The sequence below is a fragment of the Thermovibrio ruber genome (assembly GCF_055380895.1).
This window is the reverse complement of sequence record NZ_AP042397.1, coordinates 1-21,857: the sequence shown is the minus strand read 5'-3', so window position 1 is coordinate 21,857 and position 21,857 is coordinate 1. Positions and strand designations below refer to the sequence as shown.

Genomic DNA, 21,857 nt, shown 5'->3' with positions numbered 1-21,857 from the left:
AGGTTCTGTTTTGGAGTTTCAGAAAATTGCCGAAAACTTGGAGCTTATTAGAGACATTTTTGGAGAGGTTGAACTGCAGCCCTTTTCAGTTGAAGAAATAGAGAAGCTGGCATACAGATATTACTGGGACTACAACTGTGAATACGGCGTTATAACGGCTTTTAACGAAGGAGCTCTCTACCCTATAACCTACCAAGAAATTAAAAAAATGGCGAAGGAGCTCCCTCACAGGTGGAACGCCGTTTGCGGAGCAGTAACGGGAGCTCTCTACGTCCTCTCAACAACTCTTCCATTTGAGAGAGCTCTTGAGGGAGCGAAGAGACTGGTTGAGTTCCACAACACACAAAAATTGCCGGTCTTTAAAGGAAAAATCCCCAGCCTTCCAAAGGCTGCAGTAGGCTCAATTCTGTGTAGAGACTCAATCGTCAACTGGTGCAAAGCAACGGGCATCCACCCAAGGAGTGTGGAAAGGGCAGAAAGGTGCGCCTGCATAACGGCAGACATAGCAGGAGAGTGCGGAAGGTTAGTTGTAGAGCTCTCTGAGGAGCTGGTCAGGGATTAGATGAACTTTACGGAGCTCTACTTTGTAATCGTTTTTGCCATAGCCTTTGGCTACGTTTTAGCCGCCGTTTTGGTTGAAACAAAGTTAGTTAACTGGCTGGGGCTTAAAACTCTTAAACTCTCAAAGTTTGGACTTCATCCCCTTTTAACGAACGTTCCCGTAATTTACTTAGTTTCCCCAAGGGCTGCCCACATAACGGCCTCTCAGCTACTAAAGGAAGGAAAGATTGAGCCTGTAGACCTCTACCTCTCAATCCTTGCCTCAAACTTCCCGATGAGGCTAATGTTCCTCTACAGGTATTACCTCCCAGTCCTTCTGCCCTTAATTGGGATAATTGCCATCTACTACGCACTCCTAAGGCTTGCTTTTGACGTTGTTTTACTTGGGGCTGTTTCAATAGTCGGGAAGTTCAGATATAGAAACGTTAAAGTGGAGCTCCCGCCACCAGAGGAGGTAAAACCAGAGCTAAATCTAAATGTTATAAAGGAAGGAGTTTTAAGAGGGGGAAAAGAAGCAGTCTCTTTTATCCTAAAGTTTACTCCCCTTTTTCTCTTTATAGTCTACCTGATAAAAGCAGGAACAATGGAGTGGTTAACGATTAAGTTAAAACCGATTTTCGGAAACTTAGGGTTTAACTCCCTTGAAATAACCTACATAACAACTGCAGCAATAAGCCCACCTGTGGCCTACGGCTTAATAAAGGTAATGGTAAAAGAGGGAATTCCCGTTGCCCACATCCTTGGAACCATGGCAGTCGGGAACGGAATGTTCTCACTATTGAGGAGCTGGTGGGCATACCTCCTACCCTACTACTTAGGGCTTTACCCACTAAGGATAACGGTCACTCTACTGCTCCTACAGGCAGGCCTACCCATTATTTACAATTTTACGGTAGGAATAGCTCTAATAAAGTGGTTCTGAAATGGAAAGCTTGAAACGGTTTATAGTGGAGCTTCGGAAGTTCTCGTATACCCATCCAAACTGGGCAATCGTAGTTGAGGGGAAGAGGGACAAGCAGGTTCTTGAAAAGCTAGGGGTTGAGAATGTTGTAGACTTAAAGGGGAGGAAGTTCCACGACGTTGCGGAGTACCTTTCCGAAAATTACGAAGGGGTAGTTCTACTAACAGACTTAGACCCTGAAGGGGAGGATATTTTCAAAAAACTTGGAAGAATTTTAGAGAGTTACGGGTTAAAACTTGACGGAAGCTTCAGGGAACAGCTTAGGGAGTCGGGAACAAAATTTGTAGAAAAGATAATTTCAGACCTTAGGAGGAGAGATGGAGTCTGACTTTACGAAGGAGTTTGAACAGGAGAAGAAGTTAGAAGAGGGAATCTTTGAAGCGCTGAGAAGGTTTAACAAGCCCTTAAGGGCAAGGGAAATTGCTAAGTATTTGAAAATACCGCCGGAGGAGAGGGGAGCTCTCAGGGAAAAACTGAAGGAGCTCACAAAAAGGGGAAAGTTGGTAAAGCTTAGAGGAGCGAAGTTTGCCCTTCCCGAGAAGCTGAACCTTGTAGTAGGGAAGCTTTGCGTTTACAGGGAAGGTTTCGGCTTCGTTGATCCTCTTGAAGGAGGAAAGGGAGTCTTCGTTCCCGGCAGGAACATGGCCGGAGCGATGAACGGAGACATCGTTGCAGTTGAAATAGTTAAGGAGGGAAAAGAGGGAAGAAGAGAGGGGAAAATCGTCTCCGTCATAGAGAGGGCAGTTAAGAAGGTCGTCGGAAGGGTTGAGAAGAGTAAAAAATCCTGCTTCGTCGTTCCTGAAGATAAGAGAATAAGGTATGACGTAATCCTCACCCACGAGGACTGTAAAAAGGTTGAGAACGGCGACTACGTAGTAGTTGAAATTATCTCTTACCCTTCAGAGACGAGAGGTCCCGTAGGAAGGGTAGTTGAGAACTTAGGAAAAACCGGTCCGAAGCTCGACATTGAGCTGATAATCAGAAAGTACGACCTTCCGACAGAGTTCCCACCTGAAGTTTTAGAGGAGGCAGAGAAGGTACCATCTGAGGTAAAGGAGGAAGACCTAAAAGGAAGAGTTGACCTGAGGGAACAGCTCTGCTTTACGATAGACGGGGAGAACGCAAGGGACTTTGACGACGCAGTAGCTATAGAAAAACTCCCAAACGGAAACTACAAGCTCTACGTCCACATAGCGGACGTTTCCCACTACGTAAAGCCGGGAAGCGCCTTAGACAGAGAAGCCTACAGGAGGGGAACCAGCGTCTATTTCCCGGATAGGTGCATCCCTATGCTTCCTGAGAAACTCTCAAACGGTATCTGTTCACTAAACCCCAACGTAGACAGGCTTACCTTCACCTGCGAGATGGAGATAAACAAACGGGGAATGGTAGTTGACTACAAGATTTACAAGAGCGTAATTCACAGCAAGGCAAGGCTTACATACACGATTGCCCAGAAGATAATAGACGGAGATAAGGAGGCAATAGAGAAGTTCCCCCACGTTGTTGACTCCCTCAAGAAGATGTATGAGCTTGCCCAAATACTCTACAAGAAACGCTACAAGAGGGGTTCTTTAGACTTTGACCTTCCTGAACCGGTTGTCGTTCTAAACGCTGAAGGTGAACCTATTGACATATACAAGGCAGAGAGGCTTTGGAGCCACAGGATAATTGAGGAGTTCATGATTGCAGCAAACGAGACAGTTGCAGAGTATATGTTCTGGACAGACTACCCCAGCGTCTACAGGGTCCACGAGTCTCCAGACAGGGAAAAGCTCCAGGAGTTTCTCAACTTCGTCCGCTCACTTGGAATAAGGGTTCCAGTAGTCCAGAACGACGTTCAGCCAAAGCTTCTCCAGAGGATACTTGAGCAGGTAGAGGGAAAACCAGAGGAGAAGCTCATTAACTACCTGATGTTGAGGACTATGGCAAGGGCTAAGTACTCCCCAGATAACATAGGCCACTTTGGACTTGCCTCTACCTACTACACCCACTTTACCTCCCCGATAAGAAGGTACGCAGACCTCCAGCTCCACAGGCTAGTAAAGATGGCACTGAAAGGGATGTTTACTCTGGAGAGTATCCCAGCCTGGGAGGAGAAGTTAGAGGTTGTCTGCAAACACGTAACCGAGCGCTCAATAACGGCAGATGAGGCAGAAAGGGACGTTATAGAGCTTAAAAAACTCCAGTTTGCCCAGAACCACGTTGGGGAGGTTTTTGAGGCAATTATTACAGGAGTTTCTGAACAGGGACTTTACATAGAGACGATAGAACAGGTAATTCCCGGGTTTATCCACGTCTCAAACCTTAAGAACGACTACTACATCTGCGTTCCGAAGCAGTACTGTTTAGTCGGAGAGAAGACAGGAACGGTTTTTAGAATCGGAGACAGAGTCCTTGCAAGGCTTTTAAGTGTTGACGTTGAGAACAGAAGGGCGGAGTTTGAAATAGTGAGGAAGCTAAGTTGAGAACGGCAGCTATCTACGACGACATATTCCTTAAGCACGACCTTCCGACACACCCAGAGAACGCATTAAGACTTAAGTATTTCATGGAGCCAGTTTACAGGCTCAACCTTCCCATCATTAAGCCTAAACAGGTCTCCTACGAGCTCCTGAAAGCAGTCCACTCTGAAAACTACATAGAGGATGTTATCACCTCCTGCCGGGAGAACGCTCCCGGTTTCTTTGACCCAGATACATACTACAACCAGTTTACTTGCGATGCAGCCTTGATGGCAGCAGGTGCAAACGAGTTGGGAGTGGAACTCCTACTGTCAGGAGACTACGAGGCAGTTTACTGTGCAGTAAGGCCACCTGGTCACCACGCAGAGAGAAACAGGGCAATGGGATTCTGCATCTTCAATAACGTTGCAGTTGCTGCTCTAAAGGCCCTCTTTGAGGGAGTAGAGAGAGTATTCATAGTTGACTTTGACGCCCACCACGGAAACGGAACCCAGCACACCTTTTACAACGAGCCAAGGGTCTTCTACTTCTCAACCCACCAGTATCCCTTCTACCCTGGAACTGGAAGTGAGAGGGAGAACAACGAACACATCCTAAATGTTCCAATGGTAGAGGGAAGCGGAGACAGAGAGTTCACAGAGGTTTACTCCACAGTTTTTAGAGAAACAGTAAGGGAGTTTAACCCTCAGATAATCTTAGTATCTGCCGGATACGACCTCCATAGAGACGACCCTTTAACGGGACTGGAAGTTTCAGATGAAGGAGTTGAGTTCATAATCAGAGAAATCGTTGATGCAGGAAGGGAGCTCTCCGCCCCCATCCTTTTCACCTTAGAGGGAGGCTACAACCTCAACGCCTTAAAACGCTGTTCAGAAAGAACTTTCAAGGTCTTGCTGGAATCTTAAGAGGGTATTTCGGGAGAGGGTTTACCAAAGTAGAACCCTTGGCCGTAGTCTATCCCTAAATCCTTCACTTTGTCTAAAATCTCTTTGCTGGTAACAAACTCAGCAATTGTTTTAATCTCAAGGTCTTTTGCAAGCTGGACTATGTGGGCAACAAGCTTCTCTATATCACGGGAAGTAACAACCTTTGTTATAAGGCTTCCATCAATTTTTATGTAGTCAGGCTTCACCGTAGCAAGGTATTCGTAGTTTGAGTATCCACTTCCAAAGTCGTCTATGGCTAAAGAACTCCCCAAATCCTTTATCTTAAAGTAGAAACTTTCAAGTTTCCTTATATCGCTAAAAGCCTCCGTTTCAACAACTTCAAAACAGATCCTATTAGCAATACCGTAGTGTTTAATGGCTGCAACTATCCAGTCAACCATTTTAGAACTGGCAATGTCCTCTGCAGAGAGGTTAACAGATATATCTACTCCCTTCTCAGCGGCAATTTTAAAGGACTTTTCAATAACAGTCTTGGAGAGTTTCCTGTAAATAGAGATTTTCTTAGCAACAGGTAGAAATTCTCCAGGATTTAAAAGAGTTCCATCTCTTTCCACTATTCTGATTAATGATTCATACTTAACAGGCTTAAGAGAAGAGAGTTCTACAATAGGCTGGAAGTAGGGAACTACCCTATCTTCCTCTAAAGCCTTTTTGATTTCGGTTGCTATTATTACGTTTTTCTCTAAGTTCTTAAATTTTTCCTTTAGCTCTTCGTCAAAAACGTAAAGGTCAATTCCCCTTTTTTTTGCCTCTTCCTCTGCTACCTCAGACTCTATCAGAAACTCATCTGGATTCTTAGAGATACCGGCATCGACGTCTAACCGAAAGTTTATGCCTCTTACGACAAAATCTTTTAACTCAAGGTTCCTAATTACCCTCTGAATAAGGTCTATAAAGCCCGCATCGTTAAAGTCACACCCCAAAACACCGAACTTGTCTCCCCTTACCCGGTAAACAGAGCAGCGGCTGTTTTTTCTCTTAACTACACGGCGGAGTTCCCTTCCAAACTCCTTCAGTATGGCGTTACCTTCCTCATACCCGAATAGCTCGTTTAAGTCTTTAAAGTTCCTTATGTTAACGAGGGCAAAGTGAAGGTTTCTGACGGCCTTAAGGGAATTAACGTCATCCAAAAGCTTCTTCTTGTTGGAAAGACCGGTAATATCATCCTTAAAAGCAGTAAGTTTAAGCCTTCTACTGAGGCCCCGGAGCTCCTGTTCTCTTTTTCTCAAAAAAGAAATCGTCTTCACAAGGTCTCTGTTTGTCTTATAAAGTCCTAAACTGGCAGTGATAACTATAAGGGAAACTAAGAGAGAGCTGATCCCAAGGGCAGCATTAACCTTTGTAAGGAACTGTTTTTTTAAGTAGTAAACGGTTTGAAGAAGCTCTTTTCCGGTAACGTATGAACCTATTATCCAGTTCCAGTCGGGGAAGTATCTAACGTAGTAAATCCTATTCTGATACTCTACAAGAAGACCATTTTTAAGGTCATCTAACCTTAATCCTTTAAGGAAGTTAAACTGAGAAATTCTGTTTGAATCCAAATCAACAATAAAAACGTTAAAAGGCATTAGCGTTTTAAGAACGTGTTCTTTTACTTTTTCCTTTACGTAAGATTGGTATAAACCGGCACCTATAATCCAGTTAAAGGGCTTAAAGTACTTTACGAATGAATTTTTTAAATCTATCTGTTTAGTTCCAGGAAGATACCAGTAGTAGGAGACATAACCTTCACCTTTCGGTGAGTAAAGGGCTATTTCTTCAAACTTCCTGTGAACGTAAGTGCCCCTAAGGTCCCTCCAGTTCCACATACTTTTACCCTCAATCTGAGGGTAAGCCGGGTTCAGAACAACGGCTCCCTTGACAGAGTCTATGAAGATGTAACCTTCACCGTCAAAAAAGCGAACTTTGGAGAGAGCTCTCTTTATAAGAAGAGCCGTTTCCCTTTTACTGCAGCCCCTACTTTTACAGAACAGATAGATAGAATTGGCAACAAGCCACGCGTTCTCAACTTCGTTTTTTACCTCACTCCTTGCCATATCTATAAAGAGCTTCTCTTCAACTTTTGCCATATCAACGGCAGAGTTAACCGTTGAGCTGAGCTTTTTTTTAGACTCAGCTACAGTTGTTGTGTATATTGCGTCCTGAATCTCTCTTTCAAAGAAGTAGTAGTTGAAACCTGTAAAGAGAAGAACGCAGACGATAAAAACCCAGAGAACAGCAGTATAGAACTTAGCGCTGCTGAACATAAGCCTTCCTCAGCTGGTAAAATTGGAGCAAACCAACCGGAGGGTTGAGAGGTGAAAAAACCGCCTTACAGGGTCTACAAGAAGAAGGAAGAGGATTCACCGAAGGTTCCAATACCCGAGAAGATTGACACACCCCAAGCCGAACAGCTAATCTCAGACCTCTACTCACTCCTCCACTTCCTTGAAAGACACAAAAAGAAGATAGTTTTATTAATTTTAACACTCCTCATTATCGGCGGAACCTATGGCGGATATTCTTGGTATCTCTCATCTGTTGAGGCAAAGGCGGCAAGAATTATTGACGAAGGGCTATACTACTTAGACAAGGGAGAAAATAAAAAGGCCTTCTCTCTGTTTGAAGAAGCAGTTAAGGAATACCCTAACGCTCCTTCTTCAAAACTTGCAGAGTTTCTGTTGGGAAAACTTGACGGAAAGGAGGAATACTTAGTAAACCTCTCCAAATCCAAGAGCTCCCTCTTCTCACCGCCGTCTAAAACATCCCTCGGAGCTCTATACATAGACAGGGAAGAGTTCCCTAAGGCAGAAGGGATTTTAGAGAAGGTTAAGAGGGATAAGTGGACGCATCCAGAAGCCCTCTACGACAGGCTCCTGATTGCACTTAAAGAGAAAAGGTTAAAGGACGCTAAGAACATACTTGATACCCTAAAAGGAGACTACGAGAACCTGCCGATAACTCAACTTGCAGAGAGGTTGATGAAGTGAAGCTGAAGGTGGTTGAGGGAGCTCTAAAAGAGGAGCTCTTAAGGAAGCTGAGGGACAGGAACACTCCGACGGAGGAGTTTAGGGAGTCTTTAGAGAGGATAGGAGTTCTTCTGATTTCAGAGGCGCTAAGGGACATTGGGACCAAAGAGGTAACCGTTGAAACTCCGATTTCAACGGGAAAAGCAAAAGAGATTTCTCAAGAAGTTATCTTTATAGCCATTCTGAGGGCTGGACTCTCACTGATTCCACCGGCACTTTTGGTTTTCCCTAAGGGGAGAATAGGATTTATAGGAACTTACAGGAACGAGGCAACGTTAGAGCCAATTAACTACTACCTAAAGTTCCCAAAGGTTAACGGGGCAAAGTATCTAATCTTAGACCCGATGCTTGCAACTGGAGGAACAGCTTACCACGCCGTCAAAACCCTAATTGAGAACGGAGTTAGTGAGGAGAACATAACCTTCGTCTCTGTAGTTTCAGCCCCGGAGGGGATTGAGAGGTTAAAGGAGTTTGAAAGGGCTGAGCTAATTACTGCATCTGTTGACGAGAAGCTCAACGACAGAGGATATATCGTCCCAGGCCTTGGAGATGCAGGGGATAGGTTCTGCGGAACAGAAGATGTGGAGGTAGTTGAGAGCTATGGAGTTTAAGGCAGTAAGAGGAGTTGAGGATATCCTACCCCTTGAGAGTTTGAGGTTTGAGAGGGTAGTTGACAAATTTAAGGAAACTGTAAAGCTCTACGGATTTAAAGAGGTAATCCTTCCAATATTTGAAGAGGCAAAGCTCTTTACAAGGAGCGTAGGGGAGACAACAGACATCGTTCAGAAGGAGATGTACGTCTTTGAGGATAAGGGAGGAAGGGTAATTGCCCTAAGGCCTGAAGGGACGGCCTCGGCAGTTAGGGCATACGTTGAGCACGGAGTTTACGCAAAGGAACCCTTTACAAAGTGGTTCTATTTAGGGCCGATGTTCAGGTTTGAAAGGCCTCAGGCAGGAAGGAAGAGGCAGTTCTTCCAGGCTGGATGCGAGGTGTTTGGCTTAAAACAGCCGGGAGTAGATGCAGAAGTTATAAAGATGGCCTCTGAGGTTTTAGGAAGGCTGAAGGTAGAGGCTGAGCTTGAGATAAACTCAATCGGCTGTAAAAAGTGTAGGCCTAACTACAGGAGAGCCCTAATTGAGTTCCTAAAGGAGAAAGAGGAGGAGCTCTGTCCAACCTGCAGGGAGAGGCTTGAGAGGAACCCCTTAAGGGTTCTTGACTGTAAGGAGGAGGGCTGCCAGAGGGTTGTTGAGGGAGCTCCAAAGATAACAGACTACCTGTGTGACGAGTGTAGAAAGCACTACAAAAAAGTTAAGGAGTACCTAAACCTACTTGGAGTTGACTTTAAGGAGAACCCTCTCCTTGTAAGGGGGCTTGACTACTACACGAAGACGGTCTTTGAGTTTAAGAGTTCAAAACTTGGGGCTCAGAGCACAGTCCTCGCCGGAGGTAGGTACGACGACCTCGTAAGGGAGATCGGAGGGCCAGACACTCCAGCCCTTGGCTTTGCAATGGGAATTGACAGAGTTCTTCTTCTAATTCCCGAGGAAGAGGAGAAAAGAGAAGGAGTTTTCGTCATAACGAGAGGAGAAGAGGCCTACAGGAAAGGCCTTGAAGTTGCAGAGTTTTTAAGGAGAAAGGGAATAAAGGCTCAAATCGACCACAGACAGGGAAGTTTTAAGGCACAGATGAAGGCTGCAGACAGGGAGAGGGCAGCCTTTGCCGTAATAATCGGGGAAGAGGAAGTTAAGGAGGAGTTCTTCTCTCTAAAGGAGTTTGAGACAGGAAAGCAGGAGAGAGTTGAGAGCCTGGAGGAGCTCCTTGGAAGGCTCTAAAAGGGTTTTAATCCTCGGTTCCACCGGCTCAATCGGTGAAAACACTCTAAAGGTTGTTGAGGAGTTTCCGGAGCTCTTTAAGGTCGTCGGTTTGGTTGCAGGCTCCTCAAAGGAGAAACTCTTAGAGCAGAAAGAGAAGTTCAACGTAGATAACGTTGCCCTCTACTCACAGGTAGGCCTTGAGGGGATAAGGGAGCTAATAGAGAGAACCGATTTTGACGTTGCCGTCTGTGCAATATCAGGCTCAGCTGGGATACTTCCAACCTACTGGGCAGCAAAGAAAGGAAAGAGGTTAGCCCTTGCAAATAAAGAGTCTCTCGTCTGTGCTGGAAAGTTCATAACAGAGGCAGCAAAAGAGATTATTCCTGTTGACAGCGAACACTCTGCAATATTCCAGTGTTTAGTCGGAGAGAAAAGAGAAGCGGTAGAGGAGATAATCCTGACGGCTTCGGGAGGGGCGTTCTTAAACAGGGAAGACCTTGAGACGGTTAAGCCTGAAGAGGCTCTAAAGCACCCGAACTGGGAGATGGGAAAGAAGGTTACGGTTGATTCCTCAACACTAATGAACAAGGGTTTAGAGGTTATAGAGGCCTACTGGCTCTTCGGCTTTCCTGTGGAGAAAATAAAGGTTGTTATCCACCCCCAGAGTATCGTCCACTCCCTCGTCAGGTTCAGGGACAACTCCGTTAAAGCCCAGCTCGGGGTTCCAGACATGAGAATTCCCATAGCCTATGCCCTCTCCTACCCTGAAAAGCTTCCGCTGAAAGAAGAAGAGTACCAGCTGAACCTCTTCGGACTGAAGCTTACGTTCTTAGAGCCGAACACGGAGAAGTTTCCCTGCTTAAAGCTTGCCTACAAGAGTTTAGAGATAGGATACCCATACCCGATAGTCCTTAACTCAGCAGACGAGGTTGGAGTTGAGCTCTTCCTGAAAGGGGAGATTAAGTTTACAGAGATTCCAAAGCTCATTGAGGAAACTCTAAACAGGGCAGATTTTGAACCGCCTAAGGATATCTACGAAGTTGTGGAGATTGATAGGAAAGCAAGGGAGTTGGCACTGGAGGTCTTCAAAGGTTGGCACTGAAGAAAGGTTTTATCCACCTCTACACGGGAAACGGTAAGGGTAAGACCTCCGCAGCCTTAGGCCTCTGCCTTAGGGCAATTGGAAGAGGTTTAAGCTGCACGTTCATCCAGTTTCTAAAGGGAAAGGAGACGGGAGAGCTCCTCGCAGCAAAGTACCTTCCAAGGTTTGAGTTTATTCAGACTGGAAGGCCAGACTACGACTTTAGGCCAAACGAGGAGGACAGGAGAAGGGCAGAGGGAGCTCTAAATCTTGTAAGGGAGAGAATGGAAGGAACCGACGTTTTGGTTTTAGACGAGGTTGTCGTTGCAGTTCACCTTAAACTGATAGAGGAGGAAGAGCTCCTATCCCTAATTAGAGAAAAACCTGAAAAACTTGAGCTTGTTCTAACCGGAAGGCACGCAAGTAGAAGACTCATAGAGGTAGCAGACTACGTTACCTACTTCCAGCTGATAAAACATCCTTTCTACAGGGGAGAGGGAACCAGAAAGGGAATAGACTACTGATGGAGGATGCAGTGAGAAGGGTAATACTTCTCTCCCTAATCTCCCTGACTTCACTTACAAGTTGCGTTCCACTCCTTATCGCCGGAGGAGCAGGTGCAGCAGGGGGCTACTACGTTGGGAAGCACTACGACGTAAAGGCAAAGTCTCCTATAGAGGTTAAGAAGAAGGATGGTTAGGGTTTGCGAGATATTTGAATCGGTTCAGGGAGAAGGTCTTACAGTTGGAGCTCCCTCACTATTTATCAGAACAGGAAGGTGCTCCGTCGGGTGTAAGTTCTGCGACACAAAGTACTCCTGGAATTCCGGTAGGGAATACCAAGTTAACGAAATAACCGAAATTGTGAAACGGACCTCCCTTCCTGAGGTTGTAATCACTGGAGGAGAGCCTTTAGAGGAACCGGGAATAGAGGAGCTTTTAAGGTCTGTTTCAAACTTGAGGGAGGTAAGGAGGATAACCGTTGAAACCTGTGGTCACTATTTCAGAGAGCTCCCAACGGAGAAGCTCCACCTCGTCGTCTCTCCAAAACCGCCGACTATGGGAGTTGAGTTTCCATTTGAAACGGTTTCAGAGTTTCTAAAACGCTACAGTAACCTTGAGCTTAAGTTTACCGTCTTCTCACAGGAAGACCTTAAAAGAGTTAAAGAGTTTCTAAAGGCATATGGCAACCTGATAAACTCTCCGGTAGTTATTCAACCCCTTAACCACCCTCAAGAGGAATACCAAAAAACCTGCCGGAGAGTTGTTAAAATGGTTCTAAGGGAGAGGGAGTTCCTTTCCCGGTTTGAAGTGAGGGTAATCCCTCAAGTCCACAAGCTAATCGGAGTAAAGTAGTGTTCTGGCTCTATAACTTAGCAATTCTCCTTTCACTTCCACTCTTCCCGTTGATAAAGAGAAAAGTAAGCAAAAGGGGAGAAGTTTCCCTCACTCCGAGGCTTTCGGCAGAGTTTCAGGAGCTCCAAGGAAAACTCCTTCTCCACGCAGCCAGTATAGGGGAAGTCAACACCGTTAAACCGCTGATAAAAAAACTGAAAGGAAAGGTTGGAATAACGACCTTTACAGACTACGGACTTGAGAGGGCTAAGAAACTTTACCCAGAAGTTCCCTCAAGGCTAATTCCTTTAGACTTCTACCCTCTAATTAAGAGGTTCTTAAAGAAGAACAGGCCGAAGGGAATTCTAATCTACGAGTCAGAAGTATGGCCGTCTCTACTGAAGGCTTCTACGGAGCTATCCATACCCCTCTTCTTCGTAAGCGGGAAGGTAAGCGAGAGAGCTCTAAAAAAGCTCTTAAAGTTCAAAAGGTTCTTAGAGCCTTTAATTTCTGACAAGTTCTTCCTTGCAAGAAGTAAAGCAGACGCGGAGAGGGCAAAAGAGATCGGCTTTAAGGAAGTTGAGGTAGTAGGAGACCTAAAGCTTGACTACGAGCCGCCAAAGGAAAGAGCTCCACTGAAAATAGAGGGCAGGCGGTTCGTTTTAGTTTGGGGAAGCACCCACCCGGGAGAGGAGGAATTGGCAGCTGAAGTTCACAAAAAACTAAAGGAAGAGTTTCCCGGCCTTCTAACAGTAATCGCTCCAAGACACGTAAAGAGGGCAAAGGAGTTAAAACTCCCGGGGAAAGCGGTGTTCAGGAGCTCCTTTCAAACAGTTCCGAAAGATACAGAGTTCTACGTAGTTGACACTGTTGGGGAGCTCCCGTCACTTTACTCCTACTCAACTGTTTCAGTTGTTGGAGGGAGCTTCGTCCCGGGAGTCGGAGGCCACAATCCAGTTGAACCGGTTGCAGCCGGCGTTCCGACCCTGATGGGGAGCTACGGAACGGAGTTCCTTGAGGTTGCAGAGAGGCTTGACGTTCCTGTAGTTCTACCTTCAGAACTAACTGGTGTCTTACAGAAACTCCTCAGAAGTCCTAAATTAAGGCGTGAAACGGCAGAGAAGAGCTACCTAAACTGGAAGATGGAGAGAGGAGTAACGGAGAGAATCCTAAAGAGGATCGGAGAATCAGTTGAACTTTGATGAGTTAAGGAAGAAGGTTTTGAGAAGAGAGGGGAAGTATACCCTCCTCTTTCCGATTCTATACCTAACCTCAAAGCTCTACTGCTTCATAGCCTCTGTAAGAAACCGACTCTACGACTCCGGAGTGCTGACGGGAAGGAAGTTCGGATTTCCAGTAATATCTGTTGGGAACATTACAGTTGGGGGAAGCGGTAAAACGCCCCTAACTGAAACGGTTTACCAGATCTTGGAAGAGGCCGGTTTTTCACCGGTAATAGTCTGTAAAGGCTACAGGGGAAAGGAGAGAGGACCAGCATTTGCAGAGCCAGACCCCAAAAAGTTCGGGGACGAGTGCGCAGTCTTCTCTCTTAAGAAGTTTAGAACGGTAGTTTCAAAGGTTAAGGTTGAGGGAGTTGAGTTCGCCTTTAAAAACGGAGCAACGGCCGTAGTTTTAGACGACGGGTTCCAACACAGGAAAGTTATTCCAACCCTTTCAATTGTAGTAATTGACCCCTTCAACCCCTTTGGAGACGGCTACTGTTTACCCCTCGGGACCTTGAGGGAGCCGATATCCGGACTTGAAAGAGCTGATGCCTTTGTAATCTCAAGGAGCAACCTTGTTTCAGATGAAAGGTTAAACTCTATAGAGCTCTACCTTAAAACGTTCAAAAAACCAATCTTCAGGGCTGAACAGACGTTTAGCTATTGGGTTGACGGTAACTTCAACAGGACAGAGCCACCACAAGGGGAGGAGATTGACCTATTTTGCGGAATAGGAAACCCGGGACAGCTTGTTGAGATGCTAATAAAGATGGGATACAGAATCAGAAACCTTTACGTTTTCAACGACCACCACAGCTACACAGAGGAAGAGATTAGCAGGTTAAAAAAACTGAAGAACCCCGTAACAACCGAGAAAGACTTAATTAAGCTTAGGGGAAGAATTCCCCACGCAAAAGCTCCAGTTCTAAGGGTTGACGCCTACGGACTGAAAGAGTTTATCCTTGCAAACGTAGAGAACGCTGAAAAGGCTGAAGAGGAGTCAGTTGAAGGGGAGTTCTCACCTTCTGGAGTATCTACTTTTAAAGCTACTAATTAAGGGAATCCAGAAACTTCCGAGGGAAAAGGCTTTCTCTATTGCCGAAGGCTTGGGGAACATCGCCTACAACTACCCGAGACTCAAGAAGGTTACAGAGGAAAACCTTGAGTTTACGGGATTTCCAAAGGAGATAGGTAAGGAGAGCTTTAAGAACTTTCTAAAATGCTCGGCAGACTTCTTTAGGCTTCCAAACTATACCCAGGAAGAGCTTAAGAGCCTCTTCTACCCTGTTGACCCTTCCGTAGTTCCAGAGGAAGGAGGGTTTCTCTTAACGGCCCACATAGGGAACTGGGAGGCGATGGGAGCTCTCTTTTCACTTTTAAGCGGAGGGAAGCTTGCCGTAGTTGCAAAGCCCATGAAGAACAGGAGAGTTGATGCCCTTATAAACAGAATAAGGGAGCACTGGGGAGTTAGGGTAATCCCAATAGGGAAGGGAACGGCAGTTTTAAGGGAACTAAAGAGGGAAAACTACGTCGGCATTCTCCTTGACCAAAGACCAAAGGTAAAAGAGGGCGTTCTAACGAGGTTTTTAGGGAGGAAGACCTACACAAACAAAGGCCTTGCACTACTATCTTTAAAGACGGGAAAGCCCGTAATCCCTGCGTTCTGCTTTTTAGAAGGGGAAAAATACAGAATTGCAGTTTACGAACCCATCTACCCGGAAGGGAAGAGCGTTGAAGAACTGACACAGGAGTATACATCTGCCATAGAGAGGGCAGTTTTAGAACACCCAGAACAGTGGTTCTGGTTCCACAGAAGGTGGAAGAACTCACCGGAGTTTAAGGAGTGGAAGAGTGAAAGGTTGGCTGAGAGCAGTTAAGCTCTTTTTCAAGGGAGCAGTTTCAGACTCCGCAACGGACAAACTTGAATACAGGGCTGCCGTTTTAGACGATACGCTGTTAACGGTTATTCTCAGCGAAAGGCTTGGAATTCCGAACCCTATGGCCTACTACACTGTGGAACTCCTTCCCTACCTCGGAAACGAAATTCCAAACTGGGAGAGGAGAATGGCAGACAGGGAGAGCGTCCTCTCAAGGGTTATGGGAGAGGTTGGAGAGCCTTGAGGCTGGAAGAGTTTGAAACCGTATTCCTGTCGGGTAAAGGAGGAGTTGGAAAGAGCACCGTCTCCTCTGCAATGGGGGTTTTCTTTTCAGAGAAGGGATTTAGAACGTTAGTCATCTCCTTAGACCCTGCCCACTCGCTCTCACTAACCTTCAAGAAGGAAATAGGAGAAAAGCCTAAAAAACTCTCAGAGAACCTCTACGCCGTTGAGGTAGACCTGGAAAGAGAGGCCAGAAGGTATTTAGAGAGAGTAAAGAGGGAGGCAAGGGAGCTCCTCTCACCTGTGGTAATCGGGGAGATAGAGAAGCAGATAGAGCTCTCCTACTACTCGCCGGGAGCCCTTGACCTCGCGACAACGGACGTTATCTACAGGCTTGCAGTTTCAGAGAGAGAGTTTGAGAGGGTCGTCTTTGACACAGCACCTTCTGGCTACACCGTAAGGATGCTCACATCCCCTGAGCTAACCGAGGAGTGGTTTAAGAGGCTAATAAAGTTAAGGAAAGAGGCCCTAAAGTACAGAAAGATGGTAGGAGAAAAACTAACTGAGAAAGACCCCGTTCTTAGAATTTTAGAGAGGAGGCTGAAGGAGGTAAGGGAGCTCCGGGAGCTCCTACTCTCTCCTAAAACTCTAATCGGGGTTGTCGTAAACCCTCAGAGCCTCCCGATTGAAATTGGTAGGAGGACAGTTGAGGAGCTCTCCTCAGCAGGAATAGAGGTAAAGCTAATTGTCGGAAATAAAATTTTAAAAGAGGACGAGAGGAATTTAATTAAAAAGACCTTCCCTAAAATCTCCAAAGTTTTTACTCCAAAACTCAACAGAGAGCCCAAAGGTATTGAAACGTTAAGAGAGTTAACAAAATTTTTCAAATTAGAATCAGGTAAAGGAGAAAAACGTGTCAGCCCAAAAGGTTCAGTCTTTAAAAGAAATATTAGAACTGATAAAGAACAGACAGGGAGAACTTAAGTCTTTGGGAGTTACTTCTCTCAGCGTGTTCGGTTCTTTTGAAAACGACGAAGACATAAATAATTGGGGAAGCTGCAAAAAGAATCCTGAAGTCTTTCAGAGACAAATACTCTGAAATTCCTTGGAAAGAGATGGTAGGAATGAAGAATGGCATTATTCACGACTACGGAAACTTTGACTACATAATACTTTGGAACGTTATCCGTTTTGAAATTCCAAAGCTCAATGGATAGATAGAAACCCTCATTAAGAACCTTTAAGTCAATCTCAATCCTATATTTAATGAGAACCGTTTTCAACAAGGAGAGGATTTGAAAAGGGTAGCCTTCTACACTCTCGGATGTAAGATGAACATCCACGAAACGGCCTACATGGAGGAACAGTTTAAAAAGGCAGGCTATGAGGTTGTTCCCTTCGACGAAGAAGCAGACGTTTACGTTGTAAACACCTGCACGGTTACACACACGGCAGACGCTAAAAGCAGAAAAGCTCTGAGAAAGGCAAAACAGAGAAACCCTAAGGCTTTAGTTGTCTCAACAGGCTGCTACTCTGAGGTCTACCCTGAAGAGGTTGAGGAGATAAAAGAGGTTGACCTCATAACGGGAAATGTAGAGAAGTTCAACATTGTTGACCTGGTTGAAAAGAGAATAAAAGGGGAGCTCCCCCGAACTATAGTTAAAGGCGTTTGGAATGAAAAACGGTTCTACCCCTTAACCCTCAGGCAGTTTGAGGGTAAAACCAGAGCGTTTTTAAAAGTCCAGCAGGGGTGCCAGCTCTTCTGTTCCTACTGCATCATTCCAAAGGCAAGGGGAGTAATGGTAAGCATGAAGCCGGAGGAAGTTCTGAAACAGGCAGAAGAGCTGGTCAGTGCAGGTTACAAGGAGATAGTCCTGACGGGGACTCACCTCGGGGCTTACGGAGTTGACCTTGAGGGAAACTGGAACTTGGCAAGGTTGATTGAGAAACTGATTGAGATACCCAACCTCTACAGACTGAGGCTCAGCTCCATTGAGCCAATGGAGTTTACGGAGGAGCTCCTTGAAGTAATAACGTCTGAGAAGGTTGCCCCCCACTTCCACGTTCCCCTTCAGAGCGGAAGTAGAACAGTCCTTGAGAGAATGAGGAGAAGGTACATGCCGGAGGAGTATAGGAGAGTAGTTGAGGAAATCCTTAAGAGGAGGCCTGAGAGCTGTATAGGAACGGACGTAATGGTTGGTTTTCCGGGGGAAACTGAGGAAGAGTTTAAAGAGACGAAAAGGTTAATAGATGAACTCCCCTTGGGCTACCTTCACGTTTTCCCCTACTCTCCGAGGGAAGGAACGGTAGCAGCAAGGCTGAAAGATTCCGTTTTTCCTCAGGTTAAGAAGGAGAGGGCAAAGATTTTGAGGGAAATCGGAAAGGAGAAGAGTCTAAACTTTAGAAGACGGTTCTTAGGAAAGGAACTTGAAGGTTTAGTTCTATCAGAAGTTGACGGAAAGAGTGTAGCTCTAACTGGAAACTACATAAGGGCAATTTTGGACAGGAAACTTTCGCCGGGAGAGGTCGTTCGTTTTAGGCTTAAAGAGGTTAAGGAAAAGAGAGAGGAAAACTATGGAGAGGTTGTTGGTTGAGCCCTTCTACGTAATGGCAGTTTTAGAGAGGGCTAAAGAGATTGAGAGGAACGGCGAGAAGGTAATCCACCTTGAAGTGGGAGAGCCTGACCTACCGGTTCCGGAGAAGGTAAAGGAAGAGGCAAAAAGGGTAATTGATAAAACGGAGCTCCGATACACAGAGAGTACTGGAATATACCCGTTAAGGGAGGCTATTGCTGAGTTTTACGAGAAAGAATACGGGGTTAAGGTAAAGGCTGAGCAGGTTATCGTTACTCCGGGGAGCTCCCCGGGCCTTCTATCCCTCATTAAAGTCGTTGGAGAAACGTTAGGGGAAATCTCCTATACAGACCCTGGATATCCCTGCTACAAGAACATGCTTAAGTTCTTGGGGCTAAAAGGAAGGGCAGTTGAAGTCTACCCCGAAGATAGTTTCAAGGTTAAGCCGGAAAACGTTAAAACTCCAGCTCTAATAGTCAACTCCCCTTCAAACCCAACAGGAACGGTTTACACGAAAGATGAACTGAGAGAGCTCTCCAAAAGGGCATTCTTAATATCCGACGAGATCTACCACGGCTTAACTTACGGAAGGAGGGCCCCCTCTGTTTTAGAAGTAACTCAGAACGCTGCAGTTGTTAACGGGTTCTCTAAGTTCTTCCTGATGACAGGCTGGAGGTTGGGTTGGCTCGTAGTCCCGGAGGAGTTAGTTCAAAACCTTACTGCAATCCTTCAGAACATAGTAATTTCACCGCCGACGGTTTCTCAGATTGCAGCTATAAAGTGTTTTGACGAGAATGTTTTAGGGGAGCTCCGCAAAAACGTTAAAGTGTTCAGAAAGAGGAGAGATACTCTTTTAGAAGGCTTAAAAGAGATAGGATTTAAAATCCCGGCAGAACCGGAGGGGGCATTCTACATCTACGCCGATGCCTCAAACTTTACGGAAGACAGCTTCCGGTTTGCCTTTGAGGTTTTAGAGAGGACAAAAGTTGCAATAACCCCCGGTAGGGATTTTGGATATAATAGAACTGAAAAGTTTGTAAGGTTCTCTTTCTGCACAGATCTAAAAAAGATAGAAGAGGGGCTTGAAAGGCTCTACAGGTACTTGAGGTAGCGTTGAGAAAAAACTTAGAGAAGAGGCTTCCCAAGAAATTCAGCCAAGAAAGAGTCCTTGAAATCTTAATGAAGTTCAGAGCTCCCCTCATTGTTGGCCTTGTAGCCATAATGGTCTCAACCATCGGTTATATGGTCATTTCGGGAGTTAACCTATTAAAAGCCTTCTACATGACAATCCTCACCGTTACGACCATCGGCTACGGCGAAATGTGGGACATGACGGTCAAGGATAGGCTATTCAACTTGCTCGTTATGACCGTTGGTGTTGGAGCCGTAATGGGCTACTCTTTAGCAGTTCTGATAAATCTCGTAACCAGCGGAGAGCTAAAATCAATTCTGAGGTTTAGGAAAATGGTAAACGACACCGCCTCTTTAAAGGGACACTACCTAATTTTCGGGTTTAACGACTACGTTGTTGAGCTTATAAAGGAGCTCCGCTATAACAGAATTCCGGTAGTGGTTATCTCAGAAGACCCAGAGCTTGAGGAGTTTGCAAAGGAACACGAAGTCAGGTTCTACCTGAACCTAAACCCTACAGACGAAAATACCCTCCTCCTTGCAAACGTAGAGTCTGCCGTAGGAGCAATAGTTGCAACAAAAGATGACTATAAGAACCTTGCAATTACTCTAACAGTAAAAACCGTCGTATCAAAAAACAACATCTACCCGTTCTTCATAATCGGTTTGGTAAAAAACCCAGAGTTTAAAGAGAAACTTAAACTGGTAGGAGCAGACTACGTAGAGACGATACCCTCAATAATTTCAAAGAGAGTGGCAGTTCTTGCAAGGAAGCCCCCAATATTCGGAGAACGCTCACTCCTTGAGGAAATTCTCTTCGGAGAGCGCACATTCATTGACATTGAGGAGTTGATCGTTCAGCCGGACTCTCCCATTGTGAACAAAACCTTGAAAGACTTAGACCTAAGAAGACGGTTTGGAATAACGGTAATAGCAATAAAGAAAACCGACGGTAGGGTAATCTTTACCCCCGGAGGAGACACAATTATAGAACCTTTAGACATTCTCGTAGTTGTAGCTCCAAAGGAAAAACTGAAAGAGGCGGTAAAAGTTCTGTTTAAAGGGAAGATAACTTCAAGGAGTGCAATGCTGAAGAAAAAACTGAAGGATAGACTCGGAGGATAAAATGGACTGGGGAAAGGTTGGAACAGCGTTCTTCATAATGATGTCACTAACCACAACTGTAGGATTTGTTTATGATGGAGACCCCTACGAGCTAATTGCATCGGTTACGTTTAACCTTATAGCAACCCTTCTTAAAATAGGAAGCAAGAAGACACTAAGCGCAGAGCTCCTTGCAACAAGCCTCGCGGCAGACCTCCATCTGATACCGGCTCTCATCTTCTACGAGATGGGAACGAGAATGACCTTAGTTGAAGCCTTAGCCTGGGGAGCTTTAGTTGCAAACATCTTCTCTGTAATTCTTCTTATTACAGAAACCGTTTTAGAGGCAAAAGAGGAGGATTGGTGGAGTTAAAGGCTATATTTGAAGACTGACAAAGGATAGGGAGAAAGCCATGCTGACAGGAAAGTTTCCCCAGCTTCGCTTGAGAAGGCTGAGAAAGAACGAAAACATAAGAAGAATGGTCAGGGAAACCGTTCTAACTCCAAATGACTTCATATACCCGATTTTCGTAGTTGAGGGAGAGAACGTTAAGGAAGAGATACCATCAATGCCTGGACAGTTCAGGTACTCTATAGATAGGCTCCCGGAGATTGGAGAGACCGTTTTAAAACTTGGAATACCGGCGGTTATCCTCTTTGGAATTCCAGAGCACAAAGACGAGTTAGGTTCAGATTCTTACTCAGAGAAGGGAATCATCCAGAGGGCTGTAAGGAAGCTTAAAGGGGAGCTCCCGGAGCTCTACGTAATAACGGACGTCTGCTTCTGTGAGTACACTTCCCACGGACACTGCGGATATTTGGCCTGTTCTGGAGAGGTGTGCGACGTTGACAACGACAAAACGTTGGAGCTCCTAAAGAAACAGGTTGTCTCCCACGCATCAGCAGGGGCCGACATGGTAGCTCCCTCTGGAATGATGGACGGAATGATAAAAGCTATAAGGGAAGCTTTAGACGGTGCAGGTTTTACAGATATTCCGATAATGTCATACGCAGCAAAATACGCTTCTGCATACTACGGACCATTTAGGGATGCAGCAGAATCTGCACCGGCCTTTGGAGACAGGAGAACCTACCAGATGGATCCTGCGAACTTTAACGAGGCTTTAAGGGAAGTGGCATTAGACATTCAGGAGGGAGCAGACATCGTTATGGTTAAACCAGCCCTTGCATACATGGACGTAATTAGAGCTGTTAAAGAAACCTTTAAGTATCCAACCGCCGCCTACAACGTTAGCGGGGAGTACTCAATGGTAAAGGCAGCGGTGATGAAGGGCTGGATAGATGAGAGGAGAATCGTCCTTGAAACTCTAACGGCAATGAAGAGGGCAGGGGCTGACCTTATTCTCACTTATCACGCCTTAGACGCTGCAAAGTGGCTTAAGGAGGGGAACTAACTGTCCCTCTTTTTACTTTAAGATGAAAAATTTCTGGGGCTTTATGATAGTAACAGCTAACGAACTAAAGAGAAGAGGTATCTCGAATCTCGAAAAGTTTGAAAACGTTTTGATTTTAAAGGTAGAGGAAAAGGAAAATT

The 21,857-nt window shown here is 45.5% G+C and carries 24 protein-coding genes; 23 read left to right on the top strand and 1 reads right to left on the bottom strand.

The features are described 5' to 3' along the window. The first annotated feature begins 10 nt into the window (after window positions 1–10). From ACZ424_RS00120 to ACZ424_RS00100, 5 genes are read left to right on the top strand one after another with little or no spacing between them, the layout of a single operon-like run. Window positions 11–562 (top strand): C-GCAxxG-C-C family protein, encoded by a 552-nt coding sequence (locus tag ACZ424_RS00120; RefSeq protein ID WP_464904488.1) that lies wholly within the window; start codon window positions 11–13, stop codon window positions 560–562. Further along, window positions 563–1,483 carry a hypothetical protein gene (locus ACZ424_RS00115; RefSeq protein WP_464904487.1) on the top strand — a complete coding sequence of 307 codons (921 nt, stop codon included), beginning with the start codon at window positions 563–565 and terminating at the stop codon, window positions 1,481–1,483. A 1-nt stretch (window position 1,484) separates the two neighbouring features. Further along, complete coding sequence (locus ACZ424_RS00110) at window positions 1,485–1,850, top strand: toprim domain-containing protein (protein ID WP_464904486.1); 366 nt, start codon at window positions 1,485–1,487, stop codon at window positions 1,848–1,850. Next, the gene (gene rnr, locus ACZ424_RS00105) at window positions 1,840–3,990 is read left to right on the top strand and encodes a ribonuclease R (RefSeq protein ID WP_464904485.1); all 2,151 of its coding nucleotides are present in this window, start codon (window positions 1,840–1,842) and stop codon (window positions 3,988–3,990) included. The genes ACZ424_RS00110 and rnr overlap by 11 nt, the downstream gene beginning before the upstream one ends. Continuing rightward, window positions 3,987–4,892 (top strand): histone deacetylase family protein, encoded by a 906-nt coding sequence (locus ACZ424_RS00100; RefSeq protein ID WP_464904484.1) that lies wholly within the window; start codon window positions 3,987–3,989, stop codon window positions 4,890–4,892. The genes rnr and ACZ424_RS00100 overlap by 4 nt, the downstream gene beginning before the upstream one ends. Here ACZ424_RS00100 and ACZ424_RS00095 read toward each other — a convergent pair. Next, window positions 4,889–7,180, bottom strand: a complete 2,292-nt coding sequence (locus ACZ424_RS00095; RefSeq protein WP_464904483.1) for an EAL domain-containing protein — start codon at window positions 7,178–7,180, stop codon at window positions 4,889–4,891. The two genes, ACZ424_RS00100 and ACZ424_RS00095, sit on opposite strands and share 4 nt — an antisense overlap. 51 nt (window positions 7,181–7,231) lie before the next feature. Here ACZ424_RS00095 and ACZ424_RS00090 point away from each other — a divergent pair, with 51 nt between their 5' ends. From ACZ424_RS00090 to hemB, 18 genes are all read left to right on the top strand, one after another. Then, entirely contained in the window at window positions 7,232–7,903 is a 672-nt protein-coding gene (locus ACZ424_RS00090; protein ID WP_464904482.1) for a tetratricopeptide repeat protein, read from the top strand. After that, on the top strand, window positions 7,900–8,553 hold the full coding sequence (upp, locus tag ACZ424_RS00085) for a uracil phosphoribosyltransferase (protein ID WP_464904481.1): 654 nt from the start codon (window positions 7,900–7,902) through the stop codon (window positions 8,551–8,553). The genes ACZ424_RS00090 and upp overlap by 4 nt, the downstream gene beginning before the upstream one ends. Next, window positions 8,543–9,775: a histidine--tRNA ligase gene (gene hisS / locus ACZ424_RS00080; RefSeq protein ID WP_464904480.1), complete on the top strand. Its 1,233-nt coding sequence runs from the start codon at window positions 8,543–8,545 to the stop codon at window positions 9,773–9,775. The genes upp and hisS overlap by 11 nt, the downstream gene beginning before the upstream one ends. Then, window positions 9,762–10,859 (top strand): 1-deoxy-D-xylulose-5-phosphate reductoisomerase, encoded by a 1,098-nt coding sequence (gene dxr / locus ACZ424_RS00075; protein WP_464904479.1) that lies wholly within the window; start codon window positions 9,762–9,764, stop codon window positions 10,857–10,859. Before hisS ends, dxr begins: the two co-directional genes overlap by 14 nt. Next, window positions 10,850–11,362 carry a cob(I)yrinic acid a,c-diamide adenosyltransferase gene (locus tag ACZ424_RS00070; protein ID WP_464904478.1) on the top strand — a complete coding sequence of 171 codons (513 nt, stop codon included), beginning with the start codon at window positions 10,850–10,852 and terminating at the stop codon, window positions 11,360–11,362. The genes dxr and ACZ424_RS00070 overlap by 10 nt, the downstream gene beginning before the upstream one ends. Window positions 11,363–11,373: 11 nt before the next feature. Further along, window positions 11,374–11,538 carry a hypothetical protein gene (locus tag ACZ424_RS00065; RefSeq protein WP_464904477.1) on the top strand — a complete coding sequence of 55 codons (165 nt, stop codon included), beginning with the start codon at window positions 11,374–11,376 and terminating at the stop codon, window positions 11,536–11,538. Then, window positions 11,531–12,193 carry a 7-carboxy-7-deazaguanine synthase QueE gene (locus ACZ424_RS00060; RefSeq protein WP_464904476.1) on the top strand — a complete coding sequence of 221 codons (663 nt, stop codon included), beginning with the start codon at window positions 11,531–11,533 and terminating at the stop codon, window positions 12,191–12,193. The genes ACZ424_RS00065 and ACZ424_RS00060 overlap by 8 nt, the downstream gene beginning before the upstream one ends. Next, window positions 12,193–13,374: a 3-deoxy-D-manno-octulosonic acid transferase gene (locus ACZ424_RS00055; RefSeq protein WP_464904475.1), complete on the top strand. Its 1,182-nt coding sequence runs from the start codon at window positions 12,193–12,195 to the stop codon at window positions 13,372–13,374. The genes ACZ424_RS00060 and ACZ424_RS00055 overlap by 1 nt, the downstream gene beginning before the upstream one ends. After that, window positions 13,364–14,452, top strand: a complete 1,089-nt coding sequence (gene lpxK / locus ACZ424_RS00050) for a tetraacyldisaccharide 4'-kinase (protein WP_464904474.1) — start codon at window positions 13,364–13,366, stop codon at window positions 14,450–14,452. Before ACZ424_RS00055 ends, lpxK begins: the two co-directional genes overlap by 11 nt. Next, window positions 14,400–15,272 carry a lysophospholipid acyltransferase family protein gene (locus ACZ424_RS00045; protein ID WP_464904473.1) on the top strand — a complete coding sequence of 291 codons (873 nt, stop codon included), beginning with the start codon at window positions 14,400–14,402 and terminating at the stop codon, window positions 15,270–15,272. Before lpxK ends, ACZ424_RS00045 begins: the two co-directional genes overlap by 53 nt. Beyond that, window positions 15,247–15,516: a DUF7990 family protein gene (locus ACZ424_RS00040; RefSeq protein ID WP_464904472.1), complete on the top strand. Its 270-nt coding sequence runs from the start codon at window positions 15,247–15,249 to the stop codon at window positions 15,514–15,516. Before ACZ424_RS00045 ends, ACZ424_RS00040 begins: the two co-directional genes overlap by 26 nt. Continuing rightward, window positions 15,513–16,478, top strand: a complete 966-nt coding sequence (locus tag ACZ424_RS00035) for an ArsA family ATPase (protein WP_464904471.1) — start codon at window positions 15,513–15,515, stop codon at window positions 16,476–16,478. Before ACZ424_RS00040 ends, ACZ424_RS00035 begins: the two co-directional genes overlap by 4 nt. Window positions 16,479–16,537: 59 nt before the next feature. After that, window positions 16,538–16,711: a HepT-like ribonuclease domain-containing protein gene (locus tag ACZ424_RS00030; protein ID WP_464905227.1), complete on the top strand. Its 174-nt coding sequence runs from the start codon at window positions 16,538–16,540 to the stop codon at window positions 16,709–16,711. Between the two features lie 78 nt (window positions 16,712–16,789). Beyond that, on the top strand, window positions 16,790–18,088 hold the full coding sequence (mtaB, locus tag ACZ424_RS00025) for a tRNA (N(6)-L-threonylcarbamoyladenosine(37)-C(2))-methylthiotransferase MtaB (RefSeq protein WP_464904470.1): 1,299 nt from the start codon (window positions 16,790–16,792) through the stop codon (window positions 18,086–18,088). Beyond that, window positions 18,069–19,178, top strand: coding sequence for an aminotransferase class I/II-fold pyridoxal phosphate-dependent enzyme (locus tag ACZ424_RS00020; RefSeq protein ID WP_464904469.1), 1,110 nt, complete (start codon window positions 18,069–18,071; stop codon window positions 19,176–19,178). The genes mtaB and ACZ424_RS00020 overlap by 20 nt, the downstream gene beginning before the upstream one ends. A gap of 2 nt (window positions 19,179–19,180) precedes the next feature. Continuing rightward, entirely contained in the window at window positions 19,181–20,323 is a 1,143-nt protein-coding gene (locus ACZ424_RS00015; RefSeq protein WP_464904468.1) for a potassium channel family protein, read from the top strand. Window position 20,324: 1 nt separating this feature from the next. Further along, entirely contained in the window at window positions 20,325–20,675 is a 351-nt protein-coding gene (locus ACZ424_RS00010) for a DUF6394 family protein (RefSeq protein WP_464904467.1), read from the top strand. Between the two features lie 40 nt (window positions 20,676–20,715). Beyond that, window positions 20,716–21,717 (top strand): porphobilinogen synthase, encoded by a 1,002-nt coding sequence (hemB, locus tag ACZ424_RS00005; protein WP_464904466.1) that lies wholly within the window; start codon window positions 20,716–20,718, stop codon window positions 21,715–21,717. Window positions 21,718–21,857: the final 140 nt, after the last annotated feature.